Source organism: Variovorax sp. SRS16 (genome assembly GCF_901827165.1).
Taxonomy (GTDB): Bacteria; Pseudomonadota; Gammaproteobacteria; order Burkholderiales; family Burkholderiaceae_C; genus Variovorax.
Genome location: NZ_LR594668.1, coordinates 154,187 through 178,061, shown reverse-complemented (window position 1 = coordinate 178,061; position 23,875 = coordinate 154,187). Strand labels below are relative to the sequence as shown.

Genomic DNA, 23,875 nt, shown 5'->3' with positions numbered 1-23,875 from the left:
ACGGCGCGGCATGAGGGCAGGCGCAAACATCGCATACCGCAGCAGGTCATCGAGGGAAGTTCTCCTGGCCCAGACCATAGCCGATCAGCTTCATCGCTTCCCAGGCCGCCTTGATGGCGGGATCGACAAGCAGATCGAGGTGCGGCCTGCTGGCGGCCGCAGAGTTTGTAAAGAGGATCGCGCGCCGCTGCTTCCTGGTCTCGAGCACCAAGTCGTTCAGAGAGGGCAGGCATAGCGCCTCCCTGCGAGGCAGGCTGGCGGCCATCGAGAGGCCCTTCGGGTCGAAATCGAAGAAGGCCAGCGTCGGGCGGATGTCGCCCTTCACGAACCGGGACGCGACATCGACGCGGAAGAAGCCTGGTGAACCGCGGAAGACGGCGAGCGCGGGCCGGCCGCGCAAGAGGCCGCCGAGCCAGGTGTACTCATGCAGTCGCCGCATAGGCTCCAGGTTCTCGCACACGACAAGCACCTCGAAGCGAAGCGCCGCAGCCGCGGGCGCTGCCATGGCCAGGAAGGCGGCCCGAGGGCACTCGACGCCGGGAATGCCGATCGGTACCACGGCCACCATGTCGTCGGTGACCCTCAGGGCATTGGACTTCTCGGAATCTGCGCCGACGGCATCGCTGCGTGGGGCGAGCGCCTCGGGCTTTGCTAGCGCGTAGCCGCGGGAGGCGAGCAGGTTGGCAGCCTTTACGTGGTCCTGCTCGGTGTAGGTGACCGACGAGGTCCTGACCTGGCCGATGCCCTCGGCATCTGCGATCGCCAGTGCCGTGCTGCCACGGCTGCGCACGAGCGCCCGATCGGCCACCAACCTCCGAAGGAAGGACACCACGTTCGCGTTCATACGTCGATGCCTTGGAGGCCCCTGTCCATCGAGGCCGCGACCCCAGCTCCGGCGGCGGCCGCATGGAAGCCGTAGGCCCTGGCGTCGTGGAAGGTGTGGGTGAACTTCTCGCCGACCTCAGGCAGATCATTGACGAGTTCGACACGCAGATGGTGGCTTCGAAGTCCCACCACCGCGAACACCAGCCAGACGTCGGGGCGCATCGTCTGCGCGTGCGCATCGCGAGCGCGCCACTCGACGATGGAGAGGCCGCGGGGCCCGGCCGTCGCCTTGACGTCGCCCACCAGGCGGGAGAGAGCCATGGCTGTGGGTGACTCGACCACCGGCTCGTCCTCGTCGACGATCCGCGTATACCGCTTCTTCTGTTCCTCTTCGGCATGCGCTTGCCGCCGCGGAGGCAACGCGAGCGCCAGCGATTCCAGCTCCTCCGCGATCTGTCGGTCGTGGTCCATCGGCTCGACGTGCGGATCCAATGGGGGCAAGGATGCGGCGAGCAGGAAGTCCGGGATGTCGCCATCGAGGGTGGCCGAGAACCCCTGCCACGCCGGTTGCTGCTGAAGCAGCATGTCCATCCGGGACAACTGCTTCAGGTTCTTCTCGATCTCGCGCGTGCGGTAGAGATCGGCGCGGATCTCGGTCTGGATCTCGGAAAGGCCTTGCTGCCAGCCGAGGATGCGCATCAGGCAGCTGCGGCGCAGAAAGCGCGCCAGATCGTGCATTCCGCGCGCGGCCGCGTCGCGCTCGACATTGGCCACCATGCGCGACAGCCGTGCGAGGTCCTGCGCCAGCGTCGCGGACTGCTGCTGGTAGTAGCGGTTCTGGCTCTTCTTGGCGACGGCCGAGCGCACGTTGCCGAAGCGCGTGCTCATGAGCGTCTGCAACCACAGGACATTGCCATCCATGTTGTCCGCGATGTCGTAGATCGTTGTGTAGAGGCTCTCGGTCAGCGAGTCGATCGCCTCCGTGTCCGTGCTGCTGCGAACGAGCTCGATCTCGTTCCAGAGGCTGGCGACCTGCGTGATCTTCGAGCCGATCTCCGCGAGCTCCTGGTATGCAGGGAAGAGCTGCAGGTGATCGAACAGGTATTCGCGCAGCCGCGGGTGCAGGCGGTAGCCTTCCTCGCCGGCGGCACGCAGCGCGCTCACCTGGCGCAGGGCCGAGATGGCCGCCACGGTCGCTCCCGCATCCGGCAGCACGTTTGCCGTGAGCGCCTGCTCGATCACCTCCGAATGGCGGCTCAGCGTGGCCAGCAGGTCACGAATCGGCGAGGTCATTGAGCGTCGTCCGCCTTTTCGGTCGACTCCGATGGGCCGCCGCCGGATGCGACGTCGCCCGCATCGGAGTTGGACGCGTAAGCGCCGGGCGGCTGATCAATGCGAGCTTGCGGGTCGAGCTGGTCGACCACGTCCTCGTCGGAGAGGTGCGAGGTGTTCGCGGCAATGAAGTCGATGAGCTGGTACAGGTAGTCGATCTTGCCCGTGACGGTGTAGCCCTGGGTCTGGGGATGCGAGGCCACCAGGTAGCCCTCGGCGACCATCTGGTCGAGCATCCGCTCCACGCGCAACGGAACCGAATCGCCGACCCGCGCGCCGCTGATCTCATGCATGCTGGTGACCCGGTGCTCGAGGCGAGCCGAAGAGCGCGCCACCTCGCTGATCTCGGTGCCCCACAGCATGTCGCCCGCGTGCACATGCGGGTTGCGGCCCTGCGTACGGCGGATCGTCTCGAGGAACTTCACCATCGGCTCGAGCTTGCCGCGCACGTTCTTCATCTCGGCCCGTACCCGGGTGCGCAGCTCGGTGGTCACGACGGCATGGGCCATGAAGAATGCGCCCTCGTCGCTCAGGCGCGCCAGACGGTAGCCGATCATCGACAACCACTCCTCGGCCTTGCGCTGGCCCGCCGGATCGCTCAGCGCGTCGTATTCGTCCGGGTAGCGGGTCGCGCAGACGAATCGGCCTTCGGCGAGGCGCTTCAGCGCGGATTCAAGCTGCGACATAGTCAACCTCCTGCGCCCGGTTGGTGAGCGACGTCTTGATCTGTCCGTTGGACTCGAACATGCAGATGCGCGGGAAGAATCTCGCGATCGCCGGATCGATGCTCGGCGAGGCGCTGACGACATCGATGCGATGGGCATCCAGCGTCTGCAGGAAGGCCTCGACATTGGCGGCATCGAATCTACCGACCTCGTCGGTGATCCAGATGAGCCGAACCGGGGAGTCCTTGCCCCGAATCATCTGAACGAAGCCCATGAGGAACATTGCCGTGATGAGCGCGGTGTTCCCGTTGGAGGACACTGCCTTGAACTCCTCCTCGTTAGTAATGGTCTGGTGCTTGCCGTTCTCCTCCAGCGAACACTCGAGGCGGATCTGATCGTTCAGGTTCACGCGCAGGACGCCATCGGCTGGCAGCAGGTCGCGAAACGCGCGGATCAACTGGATCGACTCGTCGCTCGGCATGGTCGTGTTCTGGCCAATTGAAGTGCGGAACGACGAGAAGCTGGCGTCGTGCACGTCGCGCATCTTGCGCAGCGTGACCATGGCGTTGAAGTCCTTCACCTTGGAGCGCACCGTGACCGAGAGATTGCGAAACCGCTCGAAGTGCTCGGTGCCCTTCAGGGCCTGCTGCAGTTCCTTGTTGAACGACTCGACCTTCCGATCGAAAAGTTCGAGATCGCGCACGAAGCTGCTGGCTATGCTGAGAAAGCCATCCATCACGGTGTTGATGGCACTGACGTAAGGGCCATGCTCGTCAGGCCGGAACCAGGCGACCAGGAGGAGCGCGGCCTCCCAGGTGTACTGGTGTTCCAGCAGAATCTGTGGGTCCGGCAGGTCGCGCTCGGCCAGTTCGACCCAGTGGGCGATCGGGCCCGGCCTGGAGGTCAGCACGTCGCGCAACTGCCGGCGCTCGCGGCTGAGCTCACCGCCGACCTGCTCGACGGCAGTCAGGTGCTTTCGCACCTGCGGCTCGAGCTCGTGGATGCCCCAGTCGACGCTCAGGTTCTTCGGCACATAGTCCAGGTAGTCCTTCAGTGGGCCGGCCAGCATGGTGGATAGCCGGTGGTGGTCCTCGTCGTGACGCGCGCGGGCCCGGCCGATGTCTCCGATACGATGGCTGAATGCGTTGAGCAGGTCTGACGTGAACCTCTCGATCTCGCGCACCTTTCGCGCCAGCTCCTCGCAGCGCCTGACCTGCGCATCGTGGCGAGCCTGAGCTTCCTCCATCGTGGGTGCGACGTCGCGCAGGAAGGCGCGCCAAGCCTGTACCACGTGCTTGTTCGCTTCGATGCGGGTGAGGCGCTCATGGAGGCTGGCGATCTCGTCCTTCAAGGCCTTTCGGCAGATCGGGTCGACGCCGAGGCCTTCGAGTTCACGCTTCACGTCGTCGGCCACCCGGGCGCGCTCCCGCGTGCGGGTCTCGCCGGCGCCCAGCTTCTCCTGATTGAGCCGCTTGCGCGCGGACTTCAAGTCCTCTTCAACGCGCCTTTGCTGCGTCTGGAACTCACGGCGCACAGCCTCGCGCCGTGCCTCCTCGGCGTTCCGGATCATGAAGTCTTCGTTGCCGAGCGACCGGATACGCTCCTCGACCGTGCGCTTCGTCGCAGCGGCTTCGCTGCCCACGCGGCCACGCTCGGCCTCGGCGAAATTCTTCGCGCGCCGAAGGTTCGCTGCCGCCGTCTCGTGCGCTGCCAGCGCCAATGCTTCATCGCCCTGGCGCTGTGACACGGTCGTGTCCGCCACAACGCGCACCTTGGTCTCCCGGGCGGCCTCGGTACGAGCCTTCGCGAGAATCTCCGAGTTCGCGACGATGGCGGCGCGAAGCGCTTGCAGCTTCGCCTGGATCTCGGCAGTGTCGACCCAGGCGGGCGTTGCCACCTCGCCCGTGGCGATCGCGATCGCGCCCGCGGCGACCACGCCCTGATCGCCCGGCTGGTCCGCCAGATCTTCCAGGAGCCGCGGCTTCAAGTCCGTCCGATCGAGCAGTTCGGGCGCAATGATCTTGGCTGTGCCAGCCCAAACCGCTGGGTCCGACTTGCGCAGGAATTCAAGCAAGGAACCCGGCACCGGGGACGCCTGGCGCTCCGTAGCGGCAAGGGTTTCGGCAAGGCGCACGCCTTCCGCCTCGGCACTTCGGACACGGCCCAGGGCCTGGTCGACTTGGTCCTTCGCCTCGCGCTGCGCCTGGCTCGCAGCATGTACGGCTGCCCGGGCCGTCGCCAATGCGTCGTTGGCCGCGCCCATGGCGTCGTTCGTGCGCTCGAGCTCGGCGCGGGAGGCCTCCGACTCCACCGGGCGCCTGACGAGGGCGTCCAGGGCACCGATCTGCTGGTGGAGCGCCAAGGTCTCGGCCGCGATCTCCGCAAGGCGTGGCGGGGCCTCCATGGCTTCACCGGCGGCATCCTTGGCTTCGTCGATCTCGCGCGAACGTGCCGCAGCCTCATCCGTCGCCTCGATCAGGCGCTGATCGATCTGCGCAACGCGATCGGAATGCGCGCGGTCCACCTCGGCAAGGCGTTTGATCTCGGTGGCCGCCACCGCGCCCGCGGCATCCTCGAGTGGCTGGAGCTCGCGTTGCAACGCCTGGCGCTCCGAGGCCAGTCGGTCCTCGTTGTCCTGCTCGGAGGCGAGCGACTCGGCGTCCTTGGCGTCGAAATTCGCGCGCTGCGCCTCGGCGGTCGACACCGTCTCGGCAAGGATACGCAGTTCGCTGCGGGCCGTGCCGAGCGCATCGTTGGCTCCCGCCAGCTGGTCGACGAGAGCGCGATGGGAGGCTTCATACTCGGCTTTCACCCCCGATTCACTGTCCTTCAGCTCCTCGAGCTCGCGCTCGACCTGACCGAAGGCGGCCTTGATGGCGACGTGCAGAGAGCAAAGGCTGTAGTGGTGCTTCTTCAGGGCATCGGCCTTCGCTGTCATCGCCTGAGCCGTGGGCTCGGCCTTCATGATCTTTGCGAGGTGGGCACAGTCGTCAAGCAGTCCCGTCACGTCGTCCCGGTTCTTCAGTAGCACGCGGTTGTTCGCAGCGACCGCACCTTCGGTGGGCAGGTCGGAGACTTGGTCGATGACGATGTTCTGGAGGTCCCGAAACGAAATCTTCTCGTTGGCCATGGCCGCGGCGATTTGGTTAAGGTTCACCAGTCGCCGGGGCCCCAGGGAGTGGCGTTCTGCCAGTCGGCGCAACTCCACGGCTTCCTTGGTGGCGAGGCGCTCATTGAGGATGACGCTTCGGTACTGGTGTAGGTGCAGCTTCGGCGACACCTCGATCGTCTGGTCGTTTTTGGGCCCGTGACGCATGGCCTCGATGCGCGCCTTGAAATCCTCGCGCCGCACGAACTGGTTGTTCTCGTCGTAGAAGAAGTCTTCCCTGAAGCCGCTGGTGACGATATGGAACTGGGGCACGTCCTCGTTGGGGCGGCAATGCATGACCACCGTGCGCAAGTCGTCCTCGGACTCGCGCTCATACTCGAAGGCGACCGCGCTGCTCGCGTCCGGCAGGGTGTACGCGATCATGCTGCGCCGGCCCGTACCGCGCAGGATCTGCGAGGCCGTCGCGCCGTAGAAGAGAGGAAGGAGGCGCAGGAAAGTGGTCTTGCCCGCACCATTGACCCCGACGGCCAAGACACCGCCGCGGGGATCCATGATGGCGATTCGCCCGGAAGGGCGATCGTCCTTCGGGTTGTAGAGGTTCACACCGATGATGCGGCGCAGCTGATGGGGCATGGATCGTCTTTCGTTCAGGACAGGGCGGCGGGCTCGGCTTCCGGAGCATCTAGGTGCCGGTCGAGACGAGGCGCGGCAAGGTTCTGTGGACCATCTTGATACGGAATGTACCGAAGAGTGAAAGAAGCCCAGCCTTCCTGCAGTCTGCCTTGACGTTTTCGTCGCCCGGTGCGCTGTCGCGACCATGCGCTTCGTTGCCCATGCGTTCTTGACCCCTAGCGAGCGGGGTTATGGCCCTTGGATGTGTTGCTACGACAGGTCCCGCGCCGGGCGGCCCTGTACGCGTGTTTGAAGGCCGCTGGTCAGAGTCGTCATTTCCGCTGCTGCCCAGTTTCACCCACCAGTACCATTTCAGCGTTTGCTGAAAGTCATTCTTATGGTGAAATTTACTTTGATAGTTTCACCAAAGATGGTATTTTCAGCGGATGCTGAAAATCAGTGATTCGATGAAGAACGTAGAGCGCCAAGCGGCAAACGCTCTCCGGCTGCTGCTGGAGCAGGTGTCCGCGATCCAACTTTTGGACATTGAGCACGAGACGCTGAAACAGGACTCCGGGGTCGATATCGTGGCGCATATCGACGTGTCTGGCAGGCGCCATGCGCTGGTCTGCGAAGTCAAGTCCAGTGGCCAGCCGCGCCATGTTCGGATGGCGTTGCTTCAGCTACGCAACTACGTGGCTCATCAGGCGAAGGATGCCACGCCCGTCTTCATCGCCCCCTATCTGACGCCCGAAGCCCAAGCGCTATGTCGCGAGCAGGACGTAGGTTTTATGGATCTCGAAGGCAATGCGCGCCTGGTTTTTGACGGCATCTTCATCGAGCGCCAAGTTGCAAGCAAGCCTGTTGCCGAGCGGCGCGAACTCAGGTCGCTGTTCAAGCCGAAGTCCGCACAGGTGCTGCGCGCCATGCTTCGTGATCCGCACCGAGCATGGCGCGTCACGGAGCTTGCGCAAGTCGCTGATGTCAGCCTGGGGCATGTGAGCAACGTGCGCACAGGTTTGCTGGATCGTGAGTGGGCACAAGTGTCCGACGAAGGCCTGTACCTGTCTGAGCCCGATGCCCTTCTGGATGAGTGGTGCGACGCCTACGAGCCACCGGCTGGCCGGCGAATGAGCTTCTACACGACGTTGCACGGTAGTTCGTTAGAGGAGGCCGCGCGGCGGGTGTTGCACGTGGATCGCGAGTCAGGCCTAGCGGTATTTGCGTCTTTCTCTGCAGCGCATTGGCTCGCCCCGTATGGCCGCACGGGCATGCAGTATTTCTATGCAGACGATGCAGGTCTTGAACGTCTGCATGAGGGCTTGAAGCTGTCTTCGAGCTCCAAAGGTGAGAACGTGACGGTGACCGTCCTCAAGGACCTCGGTGTATTCCGCGATTCGGTGGAGCCAGCACCTGGCGTCGTCTGCACCAATCCCGTCCAGACCTACCTGGACCTCGCCGCGGCCGGGGAGCGAGGGCGGGAGGCGGCCGACCACCTACGACAAGAAAGGCTGACATGGCAGAAATGACTCCCGGCGAGCCACAGTCCGCCGCCGACTACGATGACCGCACCACAGCGGCGGTCAAAACGGTGCTGGTCGAAATCGGCCAGATCCTCGGGAGCTTCAAGGGCAAGTTCGCCATCGTCGGCGGCGCCGTACCGTGGTTGCTGCTGGGCAACGAGGACATGCCGCACGTCGGCACGCTCGACGTGGACCTCGGCCTGGACGCGGACGCATTGGGCGACGGCGAATACGCCATGTTGATTGAATCGCTACAGGGTCATGGCTATGAGCAGCGTCGCGAGCTTCGGCGCTTTCAGCTTGTTCGCCAAGTTCGCACCGAAGATGGCGGTGCTCCGATTGACGTCATTGTCGATTTCCTAATGCCCCGCAACGCCGAGATCGTCAAGAACGTGCCGCCGCTGATCAGCGACTTTGCGGTGCAAAGAGCGGACGGTGCCGATCTGGCCCTTCGCTTCTACCAGCTGGTGGCGATCACCGGTTCGATGCCCGCTGGCGGTACGAACCGCGTCGAGATCGCCGTCTGCTCGATCCCAGCCCTGCTGGCCATGAAGGGCCATGCAATCGAGGGACGCTACAAACAGAAGGACGCCTACGACATCTACTACTGCATCCGCAACTATCCGGGAGGCCCCGAGGCGCTCGCCGAGGAATGCCGCCCACTGCTCGGTCATGCCAGTGGCGCTGCGGGGTACGGCTTCATTGCGGGCAAGTTCGACACCGTCGAGGGTTTTGGGCCGACGTGTGTACGTCGCTTCGTCGAGGAAACGGATGTCCTTGGAGACCGCAACCCAGAGCAGTGGCAGCAGGATGCCTTCGGTCAGGTCGATGCCTGGCTGCGCGCACTTGGATTGAGGGAGTCGGCCCCATGACCTAATCGACGTTCAACATCTCGATGCACTGTTCGCCTGGGACAAGACACTTCCCGGTTGGTTGGCAGCATCTCCTTCTGAGCAGGCTCGTGACGACGTATGAATTGCTCGATGAGGCCTAGCGGATGGCATTCAAGTAGCCGGCCACCCGACCCCCGTAATTCGCTTTCGCGCACCAAATCACTGAAGAGAAGCTATGAAAGACCGCTCTGCAACTGCGACCATTAAAGGTTACTTCTACCAGTTCGACCAGACGATCGTGCGCCTGCTCGAAGCGTCTAAGCAGGCAAGCGTGACAGTTGAGGGTATCGAAGATATTGACCTAGACGACGGAGATCAGAGCGCATTCGTCCAGTGCAAGTATTACGAGGGAACGGAATATAATCATTCGGTGATCAAGGATTCGGTCATTCACATGCTAAGGCACTACCATAAGGCTGGATGCCCGAGCAGGCAAACCTTTAGATACCGACTTTTTGGACACTATAAAGGCGGTCAACATAAACTCACCCTTCCTCTCACTGCTGCCTTTTTAAAAGAGAACTTGCTGACCTACACGCACGAAAAAATAGAGCATAAGGTCCATGAAGAGCTTTCGATAACGCCTGCGCAGCTTGCCGATTTTCAAGCGCTGCTAGATATTGATCCGAATGCGCTATCGTATGAAGATCAGCAAAAGAAAATCACCAGGCTTCTGATTGCGGAAATTCAAGGCTGTAGTGCCGCAGATGTTGAAATTTTCTACTATCCGAACGCTATAAACGTGATTCAGGCCTTGGCGGTCGAAGCAGACGAGACAAAGCGCAAAATTGCAAGAAGCGGATTTCTCACGGCTGTCAACCGTAAGGAAATAATATTCAGCTTGTGGCTGCAGCAGAAATTCGGCAACGACTACTATGCGAAACTGATTAGGCGGAAATTTTTTAAATCCCCAACGCCGAAAATGCAGAAAGCATCGAGGATCTTTGTAATTGATATAACCGGTGAGTATGAATTACACAAGGCGACGACGATGCTCGTCAAGATCGGAGAATTCTTCTCGCACAAAGAGCATGGGAGAACCCCGCAACAGGATAGGTTTTGTCCATATGTGCTGTTGCGGGGCGTTGCTCCAAGGGATTTGATCGAACTCAAGGCGAATCTGCTTAAGCAAGGGGTAAAGTTCAGCGACGGCTACCCGTTCCATGGAGCGGATTTCTCTGCGGCAACACTTGTCGCCGATTCGACAAAGGAAAATCTTTATCGGGTCAAATTCATCCCATCGCCGGATGAATTGGCAAAAACTGCTTCCGCGATTACCGGATCAGTAGTTGCAATCTATGACCTCTTCAAAGTCGCGCCTTTGGAAAATGCATATCTTCCCAAGAGCATAGCTCACCATGAAATCAAGAGTGGCAATTCGTATTTTATACAGGAGATCATGCAGGCATGAGTAATTCCAGCGAAATTAAGGCAGAAGTTATTGCCGTCTTCCCTGACAAGGTGAAGATCTCTGTAAGCGACATTTCAGCGTTCTCTGACGGAAAAAGTATCCGGGTAGGTTCATACCTTCGGATCACCGATAGTGAAGACTGCGCGCTGATAGCAATCATTGAGAACTTCTGTATTGAGGTGACGGACAAGTCGGAGCGCCGCCACGTCATTGAGGCGCTGCCGCTTGGCATCATCGCCGACGGAAAATTCATCCGCGGAGGCGACACGCTCACTATCCCGCCAACCGGAGTAGCGCCGGCGACGGAAGCCGACATCAAGAAGATCTTCGAAGACTCGGTGGATCCTGCCAAGAAGTTTGTATTCAGCTCGTTGGCATCGAATGCTGAAATCAAGGTGCCGGTGGACGGTGATCGGTTTTTCAACAAACACATTGCTGTTGTCGGCTCAACGGGCGCAGGAAAGTCACATACGATCGCAAAAATCATCCAGTCAGCGGTTGGAGCAAAGAATGGCGAATACGCGTTGAACAATTCGCACGTCGTCATCTTCGATATCCATTCCGAGTACAGGTCGGCCTTCCCTGACGCAAACTTTCTGGATGCGAGTAGCTTAACTCTTCCATATTGGCTCCTCAACAGCGAAGAGCTCGAAGAGGTGCTCCTGGATACCGGCGAGCGCGACAACTACAACCAATCGGCGGTGTTTCGCCAATTAGTCACCGAGAACAAGAAGAGGCATAACGCTGGGGCAAAGTTCGTCTTCTACGACAGTCCCCTGAAGTTCGATATTCGCCAAGTGCTGAACGCGCTGTTCAATATCAAGAACGAGACCGTGAACTCGAAGAACGAGGCGCGGTACATGGTTGCGGACGGCTCCTACACGCTACTCGCTGAAGGCAAGACAGATCAAACCCACGGCCTACAGTTGGACGCAGATCAGCGCCTCGACAAGTATTTCGAGGACCGACTGGCATTCCATCCTACAAAGGCTCAGAGCATCACGGCTGGCAGCTACGCAGACAAGTCGCTGGACAAGTTCTTCGCTCGCTTCGAGTCGAAGGTCGCCCAAGATCGGCTTCAGTTTCTGTTTGGTCCAGCAGCGGATACGGCGACTCTCGAAGGCACGCTGATGAGCCTGCTTGGCTATGGAGCCAAGCAGTCGAACGTCACCGTAGTCGACCTGAGCGGCGTGCCCTTCGAGGTGCTCAGTATCACAGTCTCGCTGATCTCCCGAATCCTGTTCGAATACGGCTATCACTACAAGGTGATGAGGACCAAGGCAAACGAGCCAATCAACACCGATGCTCCACTCCTGTTGGTCTACGAGGAGGCGCACAAGTATGTGCCGAACAGCGACCTTGCCAGGTTCAGGGCCTCGAAGTTTTCGATCGAGCGCATCGCCAAGGAGGGGCGGAAGTATGGCGTCACGCCCCTGCTTTCAAGCCAACGGCCATCGGAGATTTCCGAGACGATCTTCTCGCAGTGCAGCAACTTCCTCGCCATGCGGCTGACGAATCCGAGTGATCAAAGCTACGTATCGCGCTTGCTACCGGACACGCTAGGCAACCTGTGCGAGAAGTTGCCGACTTTGAGTGCTGGAGAGGCATTGCTCATCGGCGAAGCGGTGGTCATGCCTTCGTTGGTCAAGGTCGCGCAGTGCAGCCCAGCTCCGTCGTCCACCGACATTCCGTACTACCAACTGTGGAAAGAGGAATGGAAGAAGCTGGATTTCGCGGGCATCAAGAAGACCTGGCTAAAAGAGTGATCTTCCATTTCTGGACGGTTCGGTCGGACAACCGCGATCAGTCTGAAGGAAACGCTCCTTCTACGTCCCAAAATTTGACGGATCATGGCCAGGCTGAATCCTGCCGGCCGCGATCAATTGCCGCACCTCAAGTTTCCGGCGCAAGCGGTCGCCGGCTCTGCCATCCCCATCAACGGTTAACGTCGTCGACGCGCCGCCAATGATTTCGCCAACAGGGCGGACCGCTGCCGCACGAGCGCGACGAAGCGCTCGGCAATCGGCGTCAGGGGCGTGCCCGCGAGCGTGATCAACCCGAGGCGCAGAGGACGGATCGCGTCTTCGATCGGCAGCGGCCGGATCCTGTCCGGCCAGCCGGTGTAGAGCGGCGGCGGCAGGAGCGCCAGCAGGTCGCTCGAGGTGACGCTGGCCAGGACCAGCGTGATCGCGTCCGCGTGCACGGCGATGGTCGGCGCCGGCATTCCGTGCTGGATATAAAGCTCCTCGAGCGTCGAGCGCTTGTTGTGGGTTGCCGCGCCGACCACCCACTTGGCGCTTTGCAGTCCTGCGAGCCGCTTGCATCGTTCGAGCGGATGGCCGGCCCTGCCGACCACATGCATCGGGTAGGCCACGAGCTCCTCGAAATGGAAGGTCTTGTTGGCAGGCTTGCCCAGCGGTATCGGGGCGATGACCAGGTCCAGCGCGCCTTCGCGCAGCGCCATCGACATTTCCTGGAACTGCCCTTCGATGACACGCAGGTGCGCGTTGGCGTCATAGCGCGCCAGCGGCAGCAGCAGCGGCGCCAGGATCTCGACCGCCGCCAGCGGCGACGCGCCGATCGAGACCGACGCCACGCCGCGACCGCTCAGCTGCGCGATCTCGTCCTCGGCACGCCGAATCTGGTTGTCGATGATCTTGGCGTGCACCAGCAATGCACGCCCGATCGGGGTCAATGTCGTGCCATGCGCCGAGCGATTGACCAGGCTCGCGCCAACCTCCCGTTCCAGCTCCGCCACCCGGGCCGTCAGCGCCGGCTGGGTGAGGTTCAGCGCCCGTGCAGCGCCGCGAATGCTGCCTGCCTCGACCAGCGCGATGAGCGTGCTCAGTTGCTGAAACTTCATACGCATCGCAATTCGAATCGCTTTCTGGTGAAAGATTTTCCTGATCGTAATCGCAAATGCTTGTCTATCGCCGTACGGAGCTGCCGGCTAGTCTCTGGCCCATCGCGTTCCCGCACACCTGCACCCCAAGGAGACACCGTGAACACCAACCAGAACATCGTCCCGATCGTCAACGCCGTCGGCGCCTCGTGGTTCGAGGACTTGAGCAGCGCATTCATGGACGAGTGCATCGGCCTCGGTGTGACCCTGGCCGGCTGCACCGCCAACGACACATGGGACGACACGTTGGAGGCGATGGAAAATCTCCAGACCGTGAAGCGCGTCGTCGAGTCGCACGCCGGTGCGTTCATCGTGCAGGGCCGGGAGGACCTGGGCCGCCTGGGATCCGGCAAGGTCGGCGTGCTGCTTGGCCTGCAGAATCCCAAGCCCTTCAGCGACAGCATCAACTTCCTCGAGGCCTTCATCGACATGGGCCTGCGCTGCAGCACCCTGGCCTTTCGCGAGAACAGCTACTACGGCTGCGGCTTCTCGTCGCCCCAGGATTCCGGCTTGAGCCAGATCGGCCAACAGGCGGTGCGGGTGCTGAACCGGCGCGGTGTCGTGCTCGACCTGTCCCATGTCGGCGACAAGACGGCCATGGACGCGATTGCGCTGTCCGAGCATCCGGCCATCTTCTCGCACTCGATGGCGCGCGAGCTGATGGTGAAGGGCCCCAAGGTCGAATGGGCCGGCGTGAAGAACAGCGCCATCCGGCGCGCCGCCCCCGACGAGGTGATCGTCGCCGCGGCAGCCAAGGGCGGCGTCATCTGTCCGGATGCCCGCATCGCCGGCGGCATGCCCAATCTGATGAAGCACATCGCCTACCTGATCGAACTGGTGGGCGTCGACCACGTGGGCGTCTGCGCCCAGGACGACTGGCACCGATCGGCCAAGGATGCGCGACGCATCCAGCCCTACCTGCCGGGCTACGACTCGGTGGCGGGCAAGGGCGCGCGCGAATTCGGCGCCGACTACCGCATCTATCGCATGGAAGACCAGTTGGGACCGAAGGCGCTCGCGGCCGATTTCCTCGGCGCCGAACTGCGCAGCCGCTATGTCGAGGCCGACGTGCGGAAGATCCTCGGCGGCAACCTGCTGCGCGTGCTCGACACCGTGCTTCGCTAGGTGGCGGGAACGTGGTGGCCATGCAGAACCTGCTTGCCCCGCTGGCCGATTGCGAGATCCGCTATCTCGTCGGCGGCCAGGGGCCGTCGCTGCTCTGCCTGCATCCTGCGAGCGGCGTGCGCATCACGCCGGCATTGGAAGAGCTGATGCAGAGCTTCACCCTCTATTTACCGACGCTGCCCGGGTTCGACGGCACGGCGCCGCCGCGGGTCGCGGCCATGGTCCCGCTGCTCGGCTGCTGGATCGGCGAGTTCATCGACACGGTGATCGGCGCACCGGTCCGGGTGGCCGGACATTCCTTCGGCGGCTGGGTCGCGAGCTGGCTCGCGGTCCAGCGTCCGGCGCTCGTCGAATCGCTCGTGCTGCAGTGTCCCGCGGGCTTCTGGCCGCGGGGCATGCCCCGGCCTGCAGCCGACCCGGCCACCCAACTGGCCCGGACCTATGCCCATCCCGAGCGCCGCCGCGCCGAGACCAAGTCGGACGAGGTCATCGCCGCCAATCGCCGGCTGGCTGTCGAGTACGGTGCCGGCCTGGCGTGCGATGACGCGCTGGTCGCGCGCCTGGCCCAGCTCGAACTGCCGGTGCTGCTGTTGCACGGGCGCCAGGACGGCATCGTGCCGATGGAGAGCGCGCGGCTGGTGCAGGCGGCGATTCCGCACGCCCGGCTCGTTTGGGTGGACGATGCGGCTCACAACATCGAAGTGGATCAACCCCATGTCTACACAAGACTCGTCAAGCAATTCCTCCTGGCCGACGCTCGGCCTGCCTGAAGTGGCCGGGCGACAACTGGCGCCGGACGGTGTCCTGCGCGCCGCGCTCAATCTCAGCAACTTCCTGTTGGTGTCCGGCCGGTCGGAAGCCGGCGAATGGCGCGGCGTGGCGCCGGACATGGCGCGCGCGATGGCGGGCGCGCTCGGCGTTGGCATCGAGTTCATGGCCTACGACACACCGGCCGAAGTGGTCCGCGCCGCCGGCAGCGGTGCCTGGACGGTCGCGTTCATCGGCGCCGACCCGGCGCGCGCCGACCGCATCCGCTTCACCGAGCCCTACGTGGACATCGAGGCAGGCTACCTGGTGCCGCCGGGATCCACGCTGCGGCATGCCGACGAGGTGGACCGGAAGCCGCATCGGATCGCCGCCTTTCGCGGCAGCGCCTACGCGCTCTGGCTGGCCAGCCACCTGCAACATGCCAGCCTGGTGCACGGCGCCACCTTCGACGAGGCCTTCGAGTACTTCAGGCGTGGCGGCATCGACGCGCTGGCCAGCCTGGTCCCCAAGCTGCTTTCCGACCAGCAGGCGTGGCCCGGCAGCCGGATTCTGCCGGGGGCATTCATGACGGTGCAGCAGTCGGTGGGCTCGGACGCGCAGCACCCTGAGGGCGCCCTCTTCGTGCAGCAGTTCGTCCGCGATGCCAAGGCCACGGGTCGCGTCGCAGCCCTGATCGAGCAGCACCGGGTGGCCGGACTCGAGGTGTCGCCCTTGCGCGCCCGTTGACTGGCAGGGGCGGCGCGCGCCCCCACAACAACTGGAGATGGTATGGACGCCTCCCCCTCGCTGATCGACCGCGAACGGTGGAGACACAGGTGATGAAGGGGGCCTCGCAGTCGACGGCATCGAGTGCCAAAGTGGAAGTTCGAACTACCCACTTACAGACGGAGGCCCCGAGATGAATCGTACGACGTATGGCTTGGACATTGCAAAGAACGTGATGCAACTTCATTGGGTTGATGGCGAGACGGGTGAGATCGGGCGCAGGAAGCTGCCTCGATCCAGGCTGAGCGAATTCTTCGCACAGCGGCAGCCGGCGCGCGTGGCGATGGAGGCGTGCGGCAGTGCGCACCACTGGGCGCGCGTACTGGGTGGTCTCGGACATCAGGTGGAGTTGCTGCCGGCGCGACAGGTGCGTGCGTTTGTGCGCAGCAACAAGGACGACGCGGCCGATGCGCGAGCGATCTGGCTGGCGGCGCAGCAATCGGACATTCGTCGGGCACCGGTCAAGACAATCGAGCAGCAAGCGGTGATGTCGCTGCACCGGGCACGGTCGCACTGGGTGAGCGTGCGCACCGCCACGATCAACATGCTGCGCAGCTTGTTGTATGAGTTCGGTGTCGTGCTCCCGGGCGGCAAGAAGGCCGGACTGAAGACGATGGGGGTCAAGCGCGCCGAGATCGACGATCAACTGTCGCCGCTGATGCGCCGGCTAGCTGACCTGCAGCTCGAAACGCTCAAGGAGGTCGAGCGCAGCATCGATCGGCTTGAAGTTGAGATTGCCGAGCAGCAACGCCGGATCGACCAGGCGCGCACGCTGCGCGAAGTGCCCGGCATCGGCGTGCTCGGTGCGACGGCGCTGGCCGCCACGCTGGGCGATGCGAGCGGCTGGCGCTCGGGGCGCGAGTTCGCAGCCAGCCTGGGGCTGGTTCCTGCGCACAGTGGCACGGGCGGCAAGACGCGCGTGGGCCACCTGAGCAAGCGAGGCGACCCCTACCTGAGGACATTGCTCATCCACGGCGCTCGTTCGGTGATCACGCACGCGAAGGCCAAGCCCGCGTGGCTTGAAGAATTGCTGCGACGCCGGCCGCTGAACGTGGCGGTGGTGGCGTTGGCCAACAAGATGGCTCGCACGGCCTGGGCGCTCCTGGCGCACGGGCGGGCGTACCGATCGGAGTGGAAGAGCACTCCGCCCAGTGGCTGCGGCGCGCAAGCGCAGGCGGCTTAGATCAACAACCTGAGACAACAACCTATAGGAGTGGATGCCGCAAAGAGTGCGTGAGTCGAGTTGATGAAGTGATGGTGAAGCGGTCGGACCGCGGGTCGGGTAAAGCTGAATTTTTGTCCGGGCAAGCCTTGTGCGAAGCCCGTACCGGAGATGAGCACCGACCTTGCGCATGACCATCAAGGCCAGTGGGCGGGCTTCGGTCCGATCTGCACAAACAGGCCGGATATAAGACCGCAGTCATTACCGCCAGCCGGAACTTCAAGAACTCGCTTGCCACACGGGAGGCGTCCATATAAGACAAAAATGGAAGTCAGCGAAAAAACCGACGTTTGCCAGCTGATCGACGATGGCGGGTTCAGTCGCTTCCAGGGGATCGCGCTCCTGCTGTGCGGGCTGAGCGTGCTGATGGACGGCTTCGACGTCCAGGTCATCGGCTTCGTCGCGCCCGCCATCGTGCAGGACTGGAAGATCGACAAGGCCAGTCTGGGACCGGTGTTCGTCGCCGGGCTGGCCGGCCTGCTGGTGGGCTCGCTGCTGCTGAGCATGCTGGCCGACCACATCGGTCGGCGCCCGGTGCTCATCGGATCGACTTTCTTCTTCGCACTCTGCATGCTCGCGACGGCGCAGGTGCGGACATTGCCGGAGCTGATGATGCTGCGTTTCGCCACCGGCCTCGGGCTCGGCTCGGTGCTGCCCAACGCCATGGCGCTGGCGGGTGAATACACGCCGCTGCGGCGCCGGGTGACCGTGCTGATGGTCGTCTCGGTGGGTTTCACCGTGGGTGCGGTGCTGGCCGGATTCGTCGCCGCTGCCGTGATGCCGCGCTGGGGCTGGCAGGCCGTCTTCCTCGTCGGTGGCTCGCTGCCGCTGGCGGTCGCGGTCGCCATGGTGTTCCACCTGCCGGAGTCGCTGCAGTTCCTGGTGCTGCGCGGCAGGGATGTCGTTGTCGAGCGCTGGCTGCGTCGCATCGATCCCGCGTTCCATCGCTCGGGCAAGGCCGGCTACCGGGTCAACGAACGGGCCGGCAAGGGCGCGCCGATCAGGCAGCTCTTCACCGACGGCCGCGCGAAGATGACGCTGCTGCTCTGGGGCGTGAACCTGCTCAACCTGCTGAACCTGTACTTCCTGTCCAACTGGCTGCCGACCATCGTGCGCGACGCCGGACTGTCACTGTCGAATGCCGTGCTCGCGGGAACCGCCCTGCAAGCGGGCGGCGCGGTCGGTGCCGTGCTGCTCGGGCTCGTCATCGATCAGGCCGGCTTCCGGCGGGTGCTGATTCCGTGCTTTGTCGTCGCGGGAATCGCCATCCTCCTGATCGGCCGTCCGGGCATCGAACTCCTGCAACTCTTCGCGGCCGTGGTCGTCACGGGCTTCTGCATCGTCGGTGGCCAGTCGGCCATCAATGCGCTGGCTGCCAGCTACTACCCGACCGCGCTGCGATCGACCGGCATCGGCTGGGGCCTCGGTATCGGTCGCTTGGGGTCCATGATCGGACCGATCGTCGGGGCGGAGCTTATTCGCGCGGGACTGCCGAACAGCACCATCTTCCTGGTGTTGGCCGTGCCTGCGGTCTTGTCGGCGGGCCTGGTCGTGGCGATGGGCGGTCCGCGGGCGGGCGGCAATGCCGGCCACGTTGTGGCAGTCCCCAAGGCCGGGCACTAGCGGCAAGTCGAGGCGAGTAGGGCGGGCGGCGGCTTCGCAGCGTTTGCGGTCCTTCAGGCCGGCAGATGGGAATGACTGGAGGCTGGCGCTCTGCAGTCGTTCCGAGTGTCGACCACGATTGTCCGGGTCGCGTCCCATTCCGTGGTGTAGGTTCACAGCCCGGAGAAGGCTGAGATACACGGTACTCAGCGAGCCACTGCGGACAGCCGAGTGGGCGCAGTATCGCTCAGGGTCTGCAAGCCCTCCAACTGCATGTAGCGCCGATTGAGCGACCACTCGTCGTTCTGCTCGAGCATCATCGCGCCGACGAGCCGCGTGATCGAGGCGTCGTTGGGGAAGATGCCCACCACGTTCGTGCGTCGCTTGATCTCGGCGTTCAGGCGCTCCAGAGGGTTCGTGCTGTAGATCTGCGTCCAATGCGCTCGTGGGAATGTCATGAAGGCCAGCACGTCGTTCTCCGCGTCGTCCATCAGGGCGCCAAGCTTGGGGAACTTGTCTCTGAGCTGATCGGCGACCGAGCGCCATTGCGCTCGCGCTGCATCGGCCGAGTCCTGCACGAACACCGTGCCGATGGCGGCCGAGACCATGCGCCGTTGCGTCTTGCCGGCGTGCGCCAGGGCGTTGCGCATGAAGTGGACCCGGCAACGCTGCCAGGTGGCCTTCAGCACCTTCGCAGCCGCCGCCTTGATGCCCTCGTGGCTGTCGCTGATCACGAGCTTCACGCCGCGCAAACCCCGGCGGTTCAGGCCGCGCAGGAAGTCGGTCCAGAAGGGCTCGGCCTCGGAGGCTCCAACCTTCAGGCCCAGCACCTCGCGCTGGCCGTCGGTGTTCACCCCCACGGCCACTATGACCGCCACGCTCACGATGCGCCCAGCCTCGCGGGTCTTCACGTAGGTGGCGTCGATCCACAGGTAGGGCCAGTCGCCCTCGATCTGGCGGCCCAGGAACGCGTTGACGCGCTCGTCGAGCTCGCCGCACAGGCGGCTGACCTGGCTCTTGGAGACGCCGCTCATGCCCAGCGACTTGACCAGGTCGTCCACCGAGCGGGTGGAGATGCCTTGCACGTAGGCTTCCTGGATGACGGCGGTGAGCGCCTTCTCGGCGGTGCGCCGGGGCTCCAGGAACTCGGGGAAGTAGCTGCCCTGGCGCAGCTTGGGGATCTTCAGCTCGACGCTGCCGGCACGAGTGTCCCAGGTCCGTTCGCGGTAGCCGTTGCGGCTGTTGAGACGTTCGGCGGGATTCTTCTCGTCGTAGGCGGCGCCGCAGCGGCCCTCGACATCGAGCTCCATGAGGCGCTGGGCCATGAACTGCACCATCTGGCGCAGGACGTCGACGTCGGCTCCCTTTTCGGCGAGCTCGGCCAATGCCATAGTGGCGGTGGTCATTGTGATTTCCTTTGTGGACAGGTTTGGTGGGTCGCACCTCAAACTTATCCGGACTTCACGATGACCACCCCCGAAGAGAGCGGCCGTTGCACGGCAAGCCGCTTCGGGCTACGCCCTACGCGCCTTGCCGTGCAACGAGTGAAAGAAGACTTACACCACTTCCTGGGACATCACCCGCGTTTCGCCAATCGCGCTTGGATCGCTCGATCAGATGCCGACCAGGAGGCACTGCCGAGGTCGTACCACGGCGCACTGTTGTTCCATCTGAGGCCCATGTGCTCGACGCCCCATGAGTCTGTCAACCCGAACAACGACTCAGAGTCTTTGCGCAAAGTTGAAGCGCCATGAATGACCCCGACAAGAGAGTTTTCAATCGGAAGGAACAGGTCTTCATCCGTATTGGCAAAGACCACGATTCGCCATTCCGATTCGTCGCGCCAATCCATGAGCTTTGAGAAGAACAAAGTCTTATAGTGCGCCTTCAGATGCGCGCCAACATAGCCGGGTTGGCCAAGTGCCTCCAATTGGTCAACATCAATCGCGAACTCATGTGGATCGAGCGAACGTATGAATGATTGGTCCTTGTACTGGACCGGCCCGCACATGTGAATGGAGCCTGGATACGTCGCCTCCACAGCTTCGACAAGTTTGGCCCTGTCGAGGACGAGGCAGACTCCGGTATGAGTGCCGCCGTACTGGGCCCACATCCTCGGTTTCGCCAAGCCGCGACTGAAAATGTCCTTCGTGTGATCCCCAGTCAGTGGCGGCCGATCAAGCGAGAAGCACAGCAACCTTGTGTTGGACTTGAGAGCGGCCGACAGCCATTTCGATGTTTTCTCAAAGTCGTGCTGGCCCAAATCAATGCCTTTGCGGCTGAATAGGTTGAACGTCCAATCCTTCGACTCCCTCGGATCGTTCGTATTCGCAAAACTACCAAGCCGCAAGCTTCGATTCTTCAAGATGAAATCGCGAGCGGTTGCGAGCTTGGTGTAGTGGTAAACGTACCGCTCGTGATCCCGCAAGCCGTAGATCATGGGGAGTATCAAAGCCGTCCCTTGAGGTACTTGCCCGCGCCGCCACTCAACTCGCTGCGGTCGATGAGCTTGCCTTGAAATTGAAAGTCCTGATCGATGCGGACGATCAGCAACTTCTCAAAATCGCCCTGGCTTTTGACCAGCACATGGTCGCCGGTCTTTTCGGGCGAGATGGTTTTGACCTCAACACGCTTCCCGTCAATCGTGCCGTCAGAGCCAGGCGCATGGGTCGCATGGCGGCGAAGCCCAAATTTGATCTCTGCGTAGATTTCGCCTAGTTCGCCCCAGACCTGGAGGTATCGGCCTGTGTTTTCGAAGTGCCGCTCGGCGCAATCGACCAAGTCCTGGAAGATTTCCGTCTGCTTCAGGATGCTGAACGGAAAGCCTTCTCTGCTCCGGACAGGCTGAACTGAGGCGGCGTCTTCCCCTGGCTCGCCCTCAAGTTGCTCCTCGGCCCATTCCCTGTCGATGTACTTCGCTTCCCAAGGGGCGTAGCCGCAGGCGGCAGCGTCAGCAATGTCCTCGGCGCTGTAGCCACGGTCGTGCATGTCGTGCAAAAAATCCCAATCGCTCACGATTCCTCCTCGTCCGCTCCTGCCCAATTGTTGCGACAAGACCTGGGTTTGGCGTTGTGAGTCGGCAACATCGCGCGCCGATGCGACGCAAACCCCAAGATGGCTGCCGGGTTTCAGCCGCGGGCGCGCACTACGGTTGGAAAACCATCCGCGCCGCGCCATTCTCGGACGCTGTCGCCGTGTCATCGCACCCCGTTCTTCAAAGCCGCAATCGCCACGCTGACCGCCGACATGCTGGCGGCGATCACAGCAGCGTAGACGACCGCGCCAACGACCAGCACTTCAAGATACACGAAGGGCTTCGATCTCCAAACCAAGACGATTGACGCCAGAGCTGACTTCTTCATCGTATAGCCACGTCCCTTGAGCTTCCGCGCCAACCGGCCTAGGGCAAACGGAGGGTGGAATGCCTTGTCGAGAAAGCTAGAGAGATTGGCGTATAGAGAGAACACGGCAGTCAGCGCACAGATGTAGAACACCATCGTCGGTAGCCAGTTGCCGAAGTCCAATCGCGAAAAGTCAAGCCGAGCCCATGCGACCAACGCAATCGAAGTCATCAGAGCCATCGGCGTCAAATTCCTGAGAAACTCAAGAAATGCGGAACGTCCGGGACCAAGGATGTGCATGTGCTGAGTCTAAAGCCCTCATCATTGGGCCTCGCCGGCACGCCCGCTCTTACCGTGTCCGGGTGGTCTACGCGCGTCCGCGCGTAGTTTTCAGAGGGGAATGCTCGCTCATTGCCGGGTAGGCCGCGTCCCGCCTACCTTCATAGATTCGGGCGGACAACGTCTAAACGTCAGCACGATTGCGTGTCTGAGCCGATTCGGTCGCGGATGACTGCTATCAGCGTTGACTCAGACATCTAACTCGCACGCATCGAACTTCCGCAACCAGTCTAAAGCCTGCTTCCGATGTCGCGATGCTCCAACCCTCTGAGGCCTACTACGGGGCACCGACGGGGCCGCACAGGCTACTTCGTCTTTTTGGGAGATGAACGACGCGCGCCTGCGATGGTGTGCATGTTGGCCAGCGCGGTGGCCAGCAGCACGCGCGTGCGCTCGTGAATCTCCTTTTCCTCACTCAGCTGCTGATGAAGATCATCCAGTCGTTGCTGCAGCCCTTCGGCCTGGAGCTGGACTTGCGCCACAAGCGTTGTCTGCTTGGCAAGTTGATCGCGAAGCTCACGTTCGAGTTGCTGGGCGGCCTGCTCGGTTGCGCGCAAGGTCCGACGCCCAACCTCCAGTGTCAGCGCCGCGGCTTCCTCGCTCTGGATACGCCGTTGCTGCTCCTTGGCGGCCTCGGCCTCCAGTTGCTTCGCCGCCTGCCGCGCCCGGTCCACCTCGGCCAGCATGCGCCTTTCCTGGGCGGCATGGCGCGCTTCGGCTTGGCGTAGATCCTGGTCCTTCGCGGCCACTGCTTCGGCGTGCTCCCGACGTATCCGTTGCTGGGTTTCGCCCGCCTGAGAGAGCAGGGCAGTCAGCCGCTTGATGTCGTCGTCCAGGCCGATGCGCACCCGGTGCGCCTCGATGGCGTGCTCCTTGAGCTGCCGCTCCAGGGTTTCACGCGCCTGCTGTGAGGACGCCAGTGCCGAATCGAGGCTGACCCGCGCCTGGGCGAACGCATCCTCTCGCTGCGCGAGCGCTGCCTGCGCCTCGACCAGCGCGTTCCCGCGTTCTTGGAGCTCTGAGCGTGCCGATGCCAGTTCGCCGCGCTGAACTTCCTCGGCCTCGCGCCGCGCGGTCTCCCAGAGCAGCCGCGTGGCGTTTCTGACGCTCACGGGCACGCCGTCCGCGTCGTTTCCTGCCGCCGGGACAGTGCCGCCGGCAAGGCGCTGCCCCAGCGACGCAAACCATCGTTCGAGCATGGGGCTCACGGTATTGGGGGATCCCCGCCCGATCTTCTGGCGCACGCGCTCGATGGTGGGCCGCAGGCCTTCGGAAAGCAGCCCGTCGGCGGCCTTGAAGACGTCGTCTTCCTGGATGCCGCGGGAGGGTGTTTGTCGAATTTCGTTCATGTTGTGACCCTCGTACTTTCCGTAAACAACCGCCCTGCCTAGCCCAATATTTACCCTCGATAAGGGATAGTTATCGTGACTTATTTATGTAT

Annotated in this window: 19 protein-coding genes; 9 read left to right on the top strand and 10 right to left on the bottom strand. The window is 62.8% G+C overall.

Annotated elements, in window-relative coordinates; genetic code table 11:
* Nucleotides 1-46: 46 nt before the first annotated feature.
* Genes E5P2_RS33030 through E5P2_RS33015 form a run of 4 tightly spaced genes read right to left on the bottom strand, consistent with a single transcriptional unit; the run spans nucleotide 47 to nucleotide 6,564 of the window.
* Complete coding sequence (locus E5P2_RS33030) at nucleotides 47-844, bottom strand: DUF7281 domain-containing protein (protein WP_162571298.1); 798 nt, start codon at nucleotides 842-844, stop codon at nucleotides 47-49.
* A complete protein-coding gene (locus E5P2_RS33025) occupies nucleotides 841-2,118 on the bottom strand; it encodes a hypothetical protein (RefSeq protein WP_197908647.1) in 1,278 nt (425 codons plus the stop codon). Before E5P2_RS33025 ends, E5P2_RS33030 begins: the two co-directional genes overlap by 4 nt.
* Complete coding sequence (locus E5P2_RS33020) at nucleotides 2,115-2,843, bottom strand: hypothetical protein (protein WP_197908645.1); 729 nt, start codon at nucleotides 2,841-2,843, stop codon at nucleotides 2,115-2,117. The genes E5P2_RS33025 and E5P2_RS33020 overlap by 4 nt, the downstream gene beginning before the upstream one ends.
* Nucleotides 2,830-6,564, bottom strand: a complete 3,735-nt coding sequence (locus tag E5P2_RS33015) for an ATP-binding protein (RefSeq protein ID WP_162571297.1) — start codon at nucleotides 6,562-6,564, stop codon at nucleotides 2,830-2,832. Before E5P2_RS33015 ends, E5P2_RS33020 begins: the two co-directional genes overlap by 14 nt.
* Nucleotides 6,565-6,989: 425 nt before the next feature.
* On the opposite strand from E5P2_RS33015, the gene E5P2_RS33010 reads away from it, so the two are divergent.
* From E5P2_RS33010 to herA, 4 genes are all read left to right on the top strand, one after another.
* A complete protein-coding gene (locus E5P2_RS33010; protein ID WP_162571296.1) occupies nucleotides 6,990-8,072 on the top strand; it encodes a type IV toxin-antitoxin system AbiEi family antitoxin in 1,083 nt (360 codons plus the stop codon).
* The gene (locus tag E5P2_RS33005; RefSeq protein ID WP_162571295.1) at nucleotides 8,060-8,938 is read left to right on the top strand and encodes a hypothetical protein; all 879 of its coding nucleotides are present in this window, start codon (nucleotides 8,060-8,062) and stop codon (nucleotides 8,936-8,938) included. The genes E5P2_RS33010 and E5P2_RS33005 overlap by 13 nt, the downstream gene beginning before the upstream one ends.
* 196 nt (nucleotides 8,939-9,134) lie before the next feature.
* The gene (locus E5P2_RS33000; RefSeq protein ID WP_162571294.1) at nucleotides 9,135-10,370 is read left to right on the top strand and encodes a DUF4297 family anti-phage-associated protein; all 1,236 of its coding nucleotides are present in this window, start codon (nucleotides 9,135-9,137) and stop codon (nucleotides 10,368-10,370) included.
* Nucleotides 10,367-12,136: an anti-phage-associated helicase HerA gene (herA, locus tag E5P2_RS32995; RefSeq protein WP_162571293.1), complete on the top strand. Its 1,770-nt coding sequence runs from the start codon at nucleotides 10,367-10,369 to the stop codon at nucleotides 12,134-12,136. The genes E5P2_RS33000 and herA overlap by 4 nt, the downstream gene beginning before the upstream one ends.
* Nucleotides 12,137-12,312: 176 nt before the next feature.
* Here herA and E5P2_RS32990 read toward each other — a convergent pair whose 3' ends face one another.
* Nucleotides 12,313-13,233 (bottom strand): LysR family transcriptional regulator, encoded by a 921-nt coding sequence (locus E5P2_RS32990; RefSeq protein WP_162571292.1) that lies wholly within the window; start codon nucleotides 13,231-13,233, stop codon nucleotides 12,313-12,315.
* Nucleotides 13,234-13,371: 138 nt separating this feature from the next.
* Between E5P2_RS32990 and E5P2_RS32985 the strand changes: the two genes are divergently transcribed.
* The 5 genes from E5P2_RS32985 (at nucleotide 13,372) to E5P2_RS32965 (ending at nucleotide 18,775) form a co-directional block, all read left to right on the top strand.
* Entirely contained in the window at nucleotides 13,372-14,397 is a 1,026-nt protein-coding gene (locus tag E5P2_RS32985) for a dipeptidase (RefSeq protein ID WP_162571291.1), read from the top strand.
* A 20-nt stretch (nucleotides 14,398-14,417) separates the two neighbouring features.
* Nucleotides 14,418-15,167 (top strand): alpha/beta fold hydrolase, encoded by a 750-nt coding sequence (locus E5P2_RS32980; protein ID WP_162571290.1) that lies wholly within the window; start codon nucleotides 14,418-14,420, stop codon nucleotides 15,165-15,167.
* Entirely contained in the window at nucleotides 15,112-15,891 is a 780-nt protein-coding gene (locus tag E5P2_RS32975) for a transporter substrate-binding domain-containing protein (protein ID WP_162571289.1), read from the top strand. The genes E5P2_RS32980 and E5P2_RS32975 overlap by 56 nt, the downstream gene beginning before the upstream one ends.
* A gap of 172 nt (nucleotides 15,892-16,063) precedes the next feature.
* Complete coding sequence (locus E5P2_RS32970) at nucleotides 16,064-17,113, top strand: IS110 family transposase (protein WP_162571228.1); 1,050 nt, start codon at nucleotides 16,064-16,066, stop codon at nucleotides 17,111-17,113.
* A 303-nt stretch (nucleotides 17,114-17,416) separates the two neighbouring features.
* On the top strand, nucleotides 17,417-18,775 hold the full coding sequence (locus E5P2_RS32965) for an MFS transporter (protein ID WP_162571288.1): 1,359 nt from the start codon (nucleotides 17,417-17,419) through the stop codon (nucleotides 18,773-18,775).
* 185 nt (nucleotides 18,776-18,960) lie between these two features.
* Here the strand turns inward: E5P2_RS32965 and E5P2_RS32960 are convergent, their stop codons facing one another.
* From E5P2_RS32960 to E5P2_RS32940, 5 genes are all read right to left on the bottom strand, one after another.
* Nucleotides 18,961-20,160: an IS256 family transposase gene (locus E5P2_RS32960; RefSeq protein WP_162571287.1), complete on the bottom strand. Its 1,200-nt coding sequence runs from the start codon at nucleotides 20,158-20,160 to the stop codon at nucleotides 18,961-18,963.
* A gap of 170 nt (nucleotides 20,161-20,330) precedes the next feature.
* Nucleotides 20,331-21,194, bottom strand: coding sequence for a DUF2971 domain-containing protein (locus E5P2_RS32955; RefSeq protein WP_162571286.1), 864 nt, complete (start codon nucleotides 21,192-21,194; stop codon nucleotides 20,331-20,333).
* A gap of 8 nt (nucleotides 21,195-21,202) precedes the next feature.
* A complete protein-coding gene (locus tag E5P2_RS32950; RefSeq protein WP_162571285.1) occupies nucleotides 21,203-21,769 on the bottom strand; it encodes a DUF6998 domain-containing protein in 567 nt (188 codons plus the stop codon).
* 182 nt (nucleotides 21,770-21,951) lie between these two features.
* Entirely contained in the window at nucleotides 21,952-22,335 is a 384-nt protein-coding gene (locus E5P2_RS32945) for a hypothetical protein (RefSeq protein ID WP_232080966.1), read from the bottom strand.
* A 404-nt stretch (nucleotides 22,336-22,739) separates the two neighbouring features.
* Nucleotides 22,740-23,783, bottom strand: a complete 1,044-nt coding sequence (locus E5P2_RS32940; protein ID WP_162571283.1) for a DNA-binding protein — start codon at nucleotides 23,781-23,783, stop codon at nucleotides 22,740-22,742.
* Nucleotides 23,784-23,875 lie beyond the last annotated feature (92 nt).

Bases quoted from the DNA above. Each gene is read 5' to 3' on its own strand.
- E5P2_RS33030 (WP_162571298.1), bottom strand. From the start codon at position 844: ATGAACGCGAACGTGGTGTCCTTCCTTCGGAGGTTGGTGGCCGATCGG.
- E5P2_RS33025 (WP_197908647.1), bottom strand. From the start codon at position 2,118: ATGACCTCGCCGATTCGTGACCTGCTGGCCACGCTGAGCCGCCATTCG.
- E5P2_RS33020 (WP_197908645.1), bottom strand. From the start codon at position 2,843: ATGTCGCAGCTTGAATCCGCGCTGAAGCGCCTCGCCGAAGGCCGATTC.
- E5P2_RS33015 (WP_162571297.1), bottom strand. From the start codon at position 6,564: ATGCCCCATCAGCTGCGCCGCATCATCGGTGTGAACCTCTACAACCCG.
- E5P2_RS33010 (WP_162571296.1), top strand. From the start codon at position 6,990: ATGCTGAAAATCAGTGATTCGATGAAGAACGTAGAGCGCCAAGCGGCA.
- E5P2_RS33005 (WP_162571295.1), top strand. From the start codon at position 8,060: ATGGCAGAAATGACTCCCGGCGAGCCACAGTCCGCCGCCGACTACGAT.
- E5P2_RS33000 (WP_162571294.1), top strand. From the start codon at position 9,135: ATGAAAGACCGCTCTGCAACTGCGACCATTAAAGGTTACTTCTACCAG.
- herA (WP_162571293.1), top strand. From the start codon at position 10,367: ATGAGTAATTCCAGCGAAATTAAGGCAGAAGTTATTGCCGTCTTCCCT.
- E5P2_RS32990 (WP_162571292.1), bottom strand. From the start codon at position 13,233: ATGAAGTTTCAGCAACTGAGCACGCTCATCGCGCTGGTCGAGGCAGGC.
- E5P2_RS32980 (WP_162571290.1), top strand. From the start codon at position 14,418: ATGCAGAACCTGCTTGCCCCGCTGGCCGATTGCGAGATCCGCTATCTC.
- E5P2_RS32975 (WP_162571289.1), top strand. From the start codon at position 15,112: ATGTCTACACAAGACTCGTCAAGCAATTCCTCCTGGCCGACGCTCGGC.
- E5P2_RS32970 (WP_162571228.1), top strand. From the start codon at position 16,064: ATGAATCGTACGACGTATGGCTTGGACATTGCAAAGAACGTGATGCAA.
- E5P2_RS32965 (WP_162571288.1), top strand. From the start codon at position 17,417: ATGGAAGTCAGCGAAAAAACCGACGTTTGCCAGCTGATCGACGATGGC.
- E5P2_RS32960 (WP_162571287.1), bottom strand. From the start codon at position 20,160: ATGACCACCGCCACTATGGCATTGGCCGAGCTCGCCGAAAAGGGAGCC.
- E5P2_RS32955 (WP_162571286.1), bottom strand. From the start codon at position 21,194: ATGATCTACGGCTTGCGGGATCACGAGCGGTACGTTTACCACTACACC.
- E5P2_RS32945 (WP_232080966.1), bottom strand. From the start codon at position 22,335: ATGGCTCTGATGACTTCGATTGCGTTGGTCGCATGGGCTCGGCTTGAC.
- E5P2_RS32940 (WP_162571283.1), bottom strand. From the start codon at position 23,783: ATGAACGAAATTCGACAAACACCCTCCCGCGGCATCCAGGAAGACGAC.